The organism is Mycobacterium sp., assembly GCF_049278535.1.
Taxonomy (GTDB): domain Bacteria; phylum Actinomycetota; class Actinomycetes; order Mycobacteriales; family Mycobacteriaceae; genus Mycobacterium.
Map to the genome: position 1 here is coordinate 1 of NZ_JBAPMI010000190.1, position 9,664 is coordinate 9,664.

The following is a 9,664-nucleotide window of genomic DNA, read 5'->3' on the forward strand; positions in this document are numbered from 1 at the left end:
GGCGCATCGGCCTGCAACGCCGAGCGGGCGGCGCGCAGCGCGACCGACGGCAGGCGTGCGGTGCGCGCCGCGGGATCGCGCTCGTCGGCATAGCCGCCGTCGTCGAGGGCTACCACCCGCGGCGAACGCGAGCGCACCACCGGACGGGCAGCGACCAGGTCGTGCGCCCATCCGCTGCGCACCAGCGCATGGGCTTCGGCGGTGCGGGCATATCCCCCGATCAGCCCGGCACACCGCATCTGGTGAGCACGCAGCATCGCCACCTCGCGAGCATGCGGGTACGGGGCCCGTGGCTCGGCCAGCGTGTCGTCGCCGTCGTCCCACACCATCACCAGACCCAGGTCGCATACCGGCGCGAATACCGCGCTGCGGGTGCCGATCACCAGGCGCGCGTCGCCCCGCAGCGCGGCCAGCCAGCGCCGGTAGCGAGCGGCCGGGCCCAGGCCCGCCGACAACGCCACCACCCCGGCTTCGTCGAGCAACGACGTCGCGGCCCGAAACAAGGTGTCCACGCCGCGCTGATCCGGCACGACGGCCAACACCGCACGGCCGGTGCTCGCGGTCTGCGCTGCGGCCTCGGCGAACCGATCGGCCCACGAGTCACCCGGCAGCACCTGCCACACCGCGCGGGCGGCACGCGACTCGGCCAGCGCCGTAAGGAACTGTCCCCCACTGCCATAGGTTTCCCACGCCGCCCGGTCGACGGGGGCGACCGCGGAAAGCACTGGTGGACTTCGGGTTTCGCCTTCGACCTTCGCATGTCGGGGCGGGATCGCCAGACGGAGCACGTCGGCGCGGGTGCCGGCGTAGCGCGCCGCGACGGCGTCGACCAGCCGACGGATCTCTGGAGTGAGCACCGCCTCGGCCGACACCACGCGATCCAGCCAGGCCAGCTTGCCGACGTGATCGGTCTCGGTGCGGCGCTCCAGGATGAAGCCGTCGACCAGCCGGCCGTGGAATCGCAACCGCACCCGCACACCGGGCTGGGCGTCGTCGGATTGCTCCGCGGACACCAGGTAGTCGAATTCGCGGTCTAGGTGCGGCACCGACAACATCGGCAACACCCGCGCAATCGGCTCGAAAGCAGCGGGCTGCCGGGTCCGCGTGGTCACTCGCCAGGTGTAGCAGAGACGGTCGACACTCGACCGAAGAAGAAGCCCGCGGTGATCAAGATTTGCGCGGCCGCGTACAGCCACCAGATCGGTACCGCCAGCGCCTCGCTGCCCAGCACGAACCGGCCGATGCCGATCATCGCGTCCGAGCCCGCAAAGCAGACCGCGCCAACCGCCGTCCACAGTGTCGGCAGCCGCGTCAGCAGCGCCGCACACACCATGGCGGCCAGCACCAGCATGTACACCGTGACCGGAATAGTCAGACCGTCACGGACCAGTTGCGGCCAGAACCACACCAGCAGGCCAACGCAGGCCGCGCACATCAATCCCACCGCGCCCCAGCGAGCCCGCGACCGATCCGACTGTCGTGATCCTCGCGCCAAAGGCACTAACGCACCAAGAAAACACAAGTGCGCCAACAGAAATGAGGCCAGACCCAGCACAAACGAGGCCGCCCACCACGGAATGGCCAGCAGCACGTCGCCGGCCGCCGAGAACAGCAGCGCCAACATCAGCCAGCGCCGCTCGCGAACAATCGGATGCGCGGCCGCCGCCAAGGCCAGCAACAACGCCATCGATGCCTTGAACGCCGGCTGGGCGACCCATTGCCCGGTGAGCTCCGCACCCGGCGGGAAACGCAACGCCGTGATGGTCAAAAACACCCCGTAGGCGAGGCCGGCCCACCCGGCGGCCACCCAGGCACCGAGCACGACCCGCGGTGCGTACGGTGTCTGCATGCCCAGCGTCGACGGCCCCGGATCCGTCATCGATCCCATCCTGCAGAAGGTACTGGACGCTGTTCCGTTCCGGTTATCCGCCGAGGACGGCGTCGACGTGGCCCGCCGGCAGCTGCGAGATCTGCCGCGGCGCACCTTCTACCCGGAGCTTCGGGTGGAAGACCGCGCCATCACCGGGCCGGCCGGGCCGATAAACATCCGGATCTACTGGCCGCCAACCGATGACACCGCGCCGCCGGTGGCGGTGTTCTTCCATGGCGGCGGTTTCGTCGTCGGCGATCTCGACACCCACGACGGCACCTGTCGCCAGCACGCCGTCGGCGCCTCGGCGGTGGTGGTGTCGGTCGAGTACCGGTTGGCGCCCGAGCATCCCTACCCCGCGGCGATCGACGACGCCTGGGCCGCAACGCAATGGGTGGCCGAGCACGGCAGCGAGATCGGCGCCGATGCGAGTCGCCTGGCGGTGGCCGGCGATTCGGCCGGCGGCAACATCTCGGCGGTGATCGCGCAGCGGGCCCGCGACGAGGGTGGGCCGCCAATCCGGTTCCAGCTGTTGTGGTATCCGGCCACGCTGTGGGATTCGTCGCTGCCCTCGTTCACCGAAAACGCCGGCGCGCCCGTTCTGGATAGCGCGGCGGTCGCCGCATTCAGCCGCTACTACGCCGGCGAGATCGACCTGTTCGATCCCCCGCCCGGGATCGCGCCCGGACGGGCCGCAAACCTGGCCGATCTTCCCGCCGCCTACATCGGTGTCGCCGGCCTGGATCCATTGCGCGACGACGGAGCACGCTACGGCGACCTGCTCGCCGCCGCCGACGTTCCCGTCGAGGTGCACAACGCCACATCGATGGTGCACGGGTATCTCGGCTATGCCGGAGTGGTCCCCGCCGCCACGGAAGCGATGGACCGCGGGCTGGCCGCACTGCGCGCCGCGCTGCACTCGGACCGACCGCCCGGCTCCTCCTCATCGCTCCGCTCTGCATCGTCGCCGCGCGCCGCTACGTAAGGTAGGCCCATGACGGAGCCGACCATCACCCGACCCCAGATCGACCCGACGCTGAAAGCACTGGTCGACGTGTTCCCGCTGACCTTCAAAGCCTCCGACGGTGTCGAGGCCGCGCGCGCCAAACTGCGCCAGCTGCAAGCACCTCCGGAGATGCTGCCGGATCTGCGCATCGAAAACCGCACCATCGGGCACGGCGACGTCACCGACATCCCGGTCCGGATCTACTGGCCGTCAGCCGACGATGACACCCTGCCGATCGTCGTTTTCTACCACGGCGGTGGCTTTGCGCTCGGCGACCTCGACACCCACGATCCGGTGGCTCGCGCACACGCCGTCAGCGCGGACGCCATCGTAGTGTCCGTCGACTACCGACTGGCCCCGGAACACCCCTTCCCGGCCGGCTTGAACGACTGCTGGGCCGCGCTGCAGTGGGTCGCCGAGCATGCCGCCGAACTGGGCGGCGACCCCAGCCGGATCGCCGTCGCCGGCGACTCGGCCGGCGGCAACCTGGCCGCAGTGATGGCGCACTGGGCCCGCGACGCAGGCGGACCTCAGTTGGCGTTCCAGCTGCTCTGGTATCCGACCATCACCGCCGACATGTCGCTGCCGTCGTTCACCGAGAACGCCGACGCGCCGATCCTGGACCGCGACGTCATCGACGCCTTCCTGAGCTGGTACATACCCGGAGTCGACATCAGCGATCCGAAAACACTGCCGGCCGCCCTTGCGCCGTGCAACGCCGAGGACTTCTCCGGGCTGGCGCCGGCGTTCATCGGCAGCGCGGAACACGATCCGCTGCGTGACGACGCCGCCCTCTACGCGGAGCTGCTCAACGCCGCCGGTGTGCCCGCCGAGCTGAGCAACGAAGGCTCCCTGGTGCACGGCTATGCCAGCTTCGCGCTGTTGATACCGGCTGCCGCCGAGGCGACCAACCGCGGGCTGGCCGCCCTGAGAGCGGCACTGCACTAGATACGCGATACCGTCGGTATCGACTAACCGGATGTAGCCGCTCACGATGGAGGTACCGGTGAACGACAATCGGCCCGACTACCACTGCCTGATCGTCGGCGCGGGGTTCTCCGGCATCGGCGCCGCGATCAAACTCGATCAAGAGGGATTCGGCAACTACGTCATTGTCGAGGCCGGCGACGAGGTCGGCGGCACTTGGTACTGGAACACCTATCCCGGTATCGCCGTGGACATTCCGTCGGCTTCGTATCAGTTCTCGTTCGAGCAGCGCCCGGACTGGTCGCGCACCTACGCGCGCGGCGGAGAACTGAAGGCGTACGCCGAACACTGCACCGACAAGTACGGGATCCGGTCGAAAATCCGGTTCAACACCAAGGTCCTCGGGGTCGAGTGGGACGACGAGCGGTCACTGTGGCGGGTGCAAACCGATCCCGGCGGCGAAGTCACCGCGCGCTTCGTGTTCAACGCCAGTGGTGTGCTGACCGTGCCCAAGCCGCCGGACATCGACGGCGTCGACTCCTTCGGCGGCGCCGCCGTGCACACCGCCCGCTGGGACCACAACCTGGACTTGACCGGTAAGCGGGTTGCGGTGATCGGCACCGGCGCCTCGGCGGTACAGCTGATCCCCCGGATCGCACCAATTGTCAAGGAGCTAACGGTATTTCAGCGGACGCCAATCTGGTGCTTTCCGAAGTTCGACGTGCCGCTGCCCAAGCCGGCGCACTGGGCGCTGCGCCTGCCCGGCGCCAAGACACTGCAGCGGCTGATCACCCAGACCTACGTCGAGGTGACCTTTCCCCTCCCCGCGCAGTACTTCACGGTGTACCCGCTGGCCAGGTGGATGGAGTCGATGGGCCGCGCCTATCTGCGCCGGAAGGTGCGGGATCCGGTGGTTCGCAAGCAACTCACCCCGCAGTACGCGATCGGCTGCAAACGGCCCGGTTTCCACAACAGCTACCTGTCGACGTACAACCGCGACAACGTTCGGCTGGTGACGCAACCGATCGACAAGATCACTCCGTCGTCGGTGGCCACCACCGACGGCACCAGCCACGAAATCGATGTGCTCGTGCTGGCCACCGGTTTTCACGTCTTCGACTCCGACAGCATGCCGACCTTCGCGGTCACCGGCAGCGGCGGCCGGGCGTTGACCCAATTCTGGGAGGAGAACCGGGCGCAGGCCTACGAGGGGACGACAATTCCCGGCTTCCCCAATCTCTTCAGCACGATGGGCCCGTACGGCTACGTCGGGTCGTCCTACTTCGCGCTCATCGAAGCGCAGACCCACCACATGGTGCGCTGCATGAAACGGGCTCAGCAGCGTGGCGCCACTCGGGTCGAGATCACCGAGGAGGCCAACGCCCGCTACTTCGCCGAGCAGCTGAGCCGTCGGCACCGCCAGGTGTTCTGGCAGGACAGCTGCCGGACGGCCAACAGCTACTACTTCGACAAAAACGGCGATGTGGCGCTGCGGCCCGCGAACACCTTCGAGGTCTACTGGCGTAGCCGTCGCTTCGACCTCGCCGACTACCGATTCACCGGCTAGGACCTACGTAAAGCCCCCGCACGCGTGGCGTGGCCGGGGCCTTCACGGATTTTAGCTAGATGGCGCGCTTGAGGTCGTCGACCTTGTCGAGACGCTCCCACGGGAGGTCGATGTCGGTGCGGCCGAAGTGGCCGTACGCGGCCGTCTGCGCGTAGATCGGACGCAACAGGTCCAGGTCGCGCACGATCGCTCCGGGACGCAGGTCGAACACCTCGGGCACGATCTTCTCGATCTTGACCGGGTCGACGATCGCGGTGCCGAACGTCTCGACGAACAGGCCGACCGGGGCGGCCTTGCCGATCGCGTAGGCGACCTGAACCTCAACCCGCTCGCACAGGCCGGCGGCGACGATGTTCTTGGCCACCCAGCGCATCGCGTACGCGGCCGACCGGTCCACCTTGGACGGATCCTTGCCAGAGAAGGCGCCGCCGCCGTGGCGGGCCCAGCCGCCGTAGGTGTCGACGATGATCTTGCGGCCGGTCAGGCCGGCGTCACCCATCGGCCCGCCGACGACGAACTTCCCGGTCGGGTTGACCAGGACGCGCGTCGACGAGGAGTCCAGCGTCTCGTGAGCGAGTTCCTTGAGGACGGTCTCGAGCACGTGCTTGCGGATATCGGGATCCAGCGTCTTCTCGAGGTCGATGCCGTCGGCGTGCTGGGTCGACACCACCACGGTGTCGAGTCGGGTCGGGACATCGTCCTCGTACTCGATGGTGACCTGCGTCTTGCCGTCCGGGCGCAGGTAGGGCAGCGTGCCGTTCTTGCGCACCTCGGTCAGCCGACGTGCCAGCCGGTGGGCCAGTGCGATCGGCAGCGGCATCAACTCAGGAGTGTCGTTGATCGCGTAGCCGAACATCAGGCCCTGGTCTCCGGCGCCCTGCGAGTCGAGCGGGTCCGCGGCGCCCTCGACGCGGGTCTCATGCGCGGTGTCGACGCCCTGAGCGATGTCAGGCGACTGACGGCCGATGCCGATGTTGACACCGCACGTCTCCCCGTCGAAACCCTTGTCCGAGTGGTCGTAGCCGATGTCGAGGATGCGCTTCCGAACGGTGTTGGTGATGTCGGCGAAGGCTTCCTTGGCTGACGTCGTCACCTCGCCGACCACGTGAACCTGCCCGGTGGTCACGAGCGTCTCGACTGCGACACGTGAGCTGGGGTCCCCCGCCAGCAGCGCGTCGAGCACCGAGTCGCTGATCGCGTCACAGATCTTGTCCGGATGCCCCTCGGTCACCGATTCGCTGGTGAACAACCGACCCTTTTCGCTCACACCCTCACCCTTCTAAGCCCATGTTGAAAACGTTAGTTAGACAAACCATATCCGTCAGCCGGTAAATGTTACCGGCCGGTCGACTGAGCAGGGAGGCTAGGTGGCGTCCCCAGCGTCCCTCTGCAAGAACGTGACGATCGCGTCCACGATACGGCTGGCCATCAGAGTCTTCGACCCGGGCTGCAGCGCTGACTCGGTGCCGTCGGCGGCCAGCAACCATCCGTCGTTGTGGTCCACCTCGAAGGCCTTGCCGTCGCCGACGGCGTTGACCACCAGCAGGTCACACCCCTTGCGCTGCAACTTCGCCCGGGCGTGAAACAGCACGTCACCATTTGCGTCACCGGTCTCGGCGGCGAAGCCGACGATCCCTCGCATGTTGGGCAGCTGACCCGCCGCACGAGCCTGCACGGCCGCGGCCAGCACGTCGTCGTTGCGGACGAGGTCGATGGACTGCGGCTCCTCGGCGCCCTTTTTGATCTTGGCGGTCGCGACGTTCGCCGGCCGGAAGTCGGCGACTGCGGCAGCCATCGCCAGCACGTGGACGTCAGGAGCACGTTTGGACACCGCGTCACGGAGTTGCTGAGCCGAGCTGACGTGCACAACCTCGACGCCGGCCGGATCGATCAGCCCGGCCGTGTGCCCGGCGATCAGGGTGACCTCGGCGCCGCGTTGGGCGGCGACGCGCGCCAGCGCGTAGCCCTGCTTGCCCGAGCTGCGGTTGCCGATGAAGCGGACCGGGTCGATCGGTTCGCGGGTACCGCCCGCCGTCACCAGTATCTTGACGCCGGCCAGGTCGTAGGGCATCGCGTCGTGCCGCTCCAGCAGCAGCTGGACGAACGTGGTGATCTCCTCGGCCTCGGGCAGCCGGCCCGCGCCGCTGTCCTCCCCGGTGAGCCGTCCGGACGCCGGCTCGAGCACCACAGCGCCACGGCCGCGCAGTGTGGCCACGTTGTCGACGGTCGCGGGGTGCTGCCACATCTCGGTGTGCATCGCCGGCGCGAACAGCACCGGACATCGCGCGGTGAGCAGCGTTGCGGTCAGCAGGTCGTCAGCGCGGCCGTGCGCGGCGCGGGCCAGCAAGTCCGCGGTGGCGGGCGCAACGACGACCAGGTCGGCCCCTTGGCCGATGGCGACATGCGGCACCCGCGGAACGTCTTCGAACACCCCGGTCTGGACCGGTTCGCCGGACAGCGCTTCGAAGGTGGCGGCACCGACGAACCGCAGCGCGGACTCGGTGGGGATGACGCGGACCTGATGGCCCGCCTCGGTGAGTTGACGAACGACGGTGGCGGCTTTGTACGCGGCGATACCCCCGGCGACACCCACGACGATCCGCTTGGGGTCCGTCCGTTTCTCACCCGAGAGGCTCATCGCAAGCCCGCCTCGATTCCGCTACTCGCCTTCGGTGTGCTCAAGCAGGTCGCTGTGAATCTCGCGCATCGCGATCGACAGTGGCTTCTCCTGCAGGCCCGGCTCGACCAGCGGGCCGACGTATTCGAGGATGCCCTCGCCGAGCTGGTTGTAGTAGTCGTTGATCTGCCGGGCACGCTTGGCCGCGTAGATCACCAGGGCGTACTTGCTGGACACCCGCGCGAGCAACTCGTCGATCGGCGGATTGGTGATACCCAGCGGCGTGTCGTAGGCACCGATTCCCCCCGGCGACGTATCGAACTGGTCGGGGACTGCGGCTAACGAGGCGTCGGTCTGCGAACTACTCACGTAAATATTCTCCTGGCGGCTTCGAGCGGCTTAAAAACGGTGTGCGACTAAGGCTGAAACGAGTCTGGCTGGCTGCTCACGCCGTGTTAGGCGCAGTTACCAGCAAGGATACCAATTCTGAGCACGCAGTTTCCAATTGACGGTTCACCACGACCTCGTCGAAGTCGTCTTGAGCCGCTAATTCCATGCGTGCGGTGGCGAGCCGACGCTCGATCACCTCGGGTGTCTCGGTTCCGCGACCGACCAAGCGGGCTTCCAACGCCTCCCAATTCGGCGGGGCCAGAAAGACCGTGATTGCCTCCGGCATCGCTTGCTTGACGGCGCGGGCACCGGCCAGGTCGACCTCGATGAGAACCGGGTGACCGGCGGCGACGGCGTCGCGGACCGGTCCGGCCACGGTGCCTGATCGGTGCAGGCCGCCGTGAATTTCCGCCCATTCCAGCAGAGCACCGTCGTCGATCAGTTGCTGAAAGCGGCCGGGCGTCACGAAGTGGTAGTCGACGCCGTCGACTTCACCCGGTCGGGGTGCTCTGGTGGTCGCCGAGACGCTGAAATGCAGATCTGGGACCCGCTCACGCAGACAGCGGACCAGCGTCGACTTGCCCACCGCGGACGGACCGGACAGCACCACCACGCGACCTGTAGCGGCCGCACGACTGCCGTCCGGTCCTCCGTCGGTGCTCAACGACTCTCCTGGAAGATGACCGTGCTGTCGCCCGGCTCTCCCTCAGGCCCTGCGGCCTGCATCGTCGCCGACTTAGGCGGTGAAGTCGAACTTTTCCAGCAGAGCCTTGCGTTGACGGTCGCCGAGGCCGCGCAGACGGCGCGTCGGGGCGATCTCCAGCTCGGTCATGATCTCCTGCGCCTTGACCTTGCCCACCTTCGGCAACGCCTCCAGCAACGCGGAGACCTTCATCTTGCCGAAGACCTCGTTGGTCTCGGCATCCTTCAGCACCTGCTTGAGATTGGTGCCGCCGCGCTTCAGCCGGTCCTTGAGCTCGGCTCGCGCTCGGCGTGCGGCGGCAGCCTTCTCCAACGCTGCCGCGCGCTGCTCGTCGGTCAACTGGGGAAGGGCCACGATTCCTCCGTATCAATCATCTACAGCTATCGATATTTGTTTGTCTCGGCTAGGTAGTCCAGCCAGCGCTGACGACCGTACCCACGCCTTCAGACGAAATCTAACCCGCCCCCCTGGTAGAAGCTACAAAGACGCAGCTTATGGCGTCGAGAAGGTGCCGTCCGGGACGCCCGCCACGGTGCCCGTCGACCGTCGGCCCGCCGCCGCCGGGCAGTTACTTTCACCGCCGT

Annotated in this window: 9 protein-coding genes and 1 pseudogene; 3 read left to right on the plus strand and 7 right to left on the minus strand. The window is 67.6% G+C overall.

The window, feature by feature from the left end:
* Window positions 1–1,055: pseudogene (locus tag WAO18_RS12945) on the minus strand (primosome assembly protein PriA); the annotation flags it as partial.
* Between the two features lie 53 nt (window positions 1,056–1,108).
* Window positions 1,109–1,849: a lysoplasmalogenase gene (locus WAO18_RS12950; protein ID WP_422206677.1), complete on the minus strand. Its 741-nt coding sequence runs from the start codon at window positions 1,847–1,849 to the stop codon at window positions 1,109–1,111.
* Here WAO18_RS12950 and WAO18_RS12955 point away from each other — a divergent pair.
* From WAO18_RS12955 to WAO18_RS12965, 3 genes are read left to right on the plus strand one after another with little or no spacing between them, the layout of a single operon-like run.
* Window positions 1,848–2,855: an alpha/beta hydrolase gene (locus WAO18_RS12955; protein WP_422206669.1), complete on the plus strand. Its 1,008-nt coding sequence runs from the start codon at window positions 1,848–1,850 to the stop codon at window positions 2,853–2,855. The two genes, WAO18_RS12950 and WAO18_RS12955, sit on opposite strands and share 2 nt — an antisense overlap.
* Window positions 2,856–2,864: 9 nt before the next feature.
* Window positions 2,865–3,824: an alpha/beta hydrolase gene (locus WAO18_RS12960; RefSeq protein ID WP_422206670.1), complete on the plus strand. Its 960-nt coding sequence runs from the start codon at window positions 2,865–2,867 to the stop codon at window positions 3,822–3,824.
* Between the two features lie 58 nt (window positions 3,825–3,882).
* Entirely contained in the window at window positions 3,883–5,370 is a 1,488-nt protein-coding gene (locus tag WAO18_RS12965) for a flavin-containing monooxygenase (RefSeq protein ID WP_422206671.1), read from the plus strand.
* Between the two features lie 55 nt (window positions 5,371–5,425).
* On the opposite strand, the gene metK is transcribed toward WAO18_RS12965, so the two are convergent.
* The 5 genes from metK to mihF form a co-directional block, all read right to left on the minus strand.
* Entirely contained in the window at window positions 5,426–6,637 is a 1,212-nt protein-coding gene (metK, locus tag WAO18_RS12970) for a methionine adenosyltransferase (RefSeq protein WP_422206672.1), read from the minus strand.
* 96 nt (window positions 6,638–6,733) lie between these two features.
* Window positions 6,734–8,008 carry a bifunctional phosphopantothenoylcysteine decarboxylase/phosphopantothenate--cysteine ligase CoaBC gene (gene coaBC / locus WAO18_RS12975; RefSeq protein ID WP_422206673.1) on the minus strand — a complete coding sequence of 425 codons (1,275 nt, stop codon included), beginning with the start codon at window positions 8,006–8,008 and terminating at the stop codon, window positions 6,734–6,736.
* A gap of 21 nt (window positions 8,009–8,029) precedes the next feature.
* Window positions 8,030–8,356, minus strand: a complete 327-nt coding sequence (rpoZ, locus tag WAO18_RS12980; RefSeq protein WP_422206674.1) for a DNA-directed RNA polymerase subunit omega — start codon at window positions 8,354–8,356, stop codon at window positions 8,030–8,032.
* A 76-nt stretch (window positions 8,357–8,432) separates the two neighbouring features.
* Entirely contained in the window at window positions 8,433–9,041 is a 609-nt protein-coding gene (gmk, locus tag WAO18_RS12985; protein WP_422206675.1) for a guanylate kinase, read from the minus strand.
* A 72-nt stretch (window positions 9,042–9,113) separates the two neighbouring features.
* Window positions 9,114–9,434 carry an integration host factor, actinobacterial type gene (gene mihF / locus WAO18_RS12990; protein WP_422206676.1) on the minus strand — a complete coding sequence of 107 codons (321 nt, stop codon included), beginning with the start codon at window positions 9,432–9,434 and terminating at the stop codon, window positions 9,114–9,116.
* Window positions 9,435–9,664: the final 230 nt, after the last annotated feature.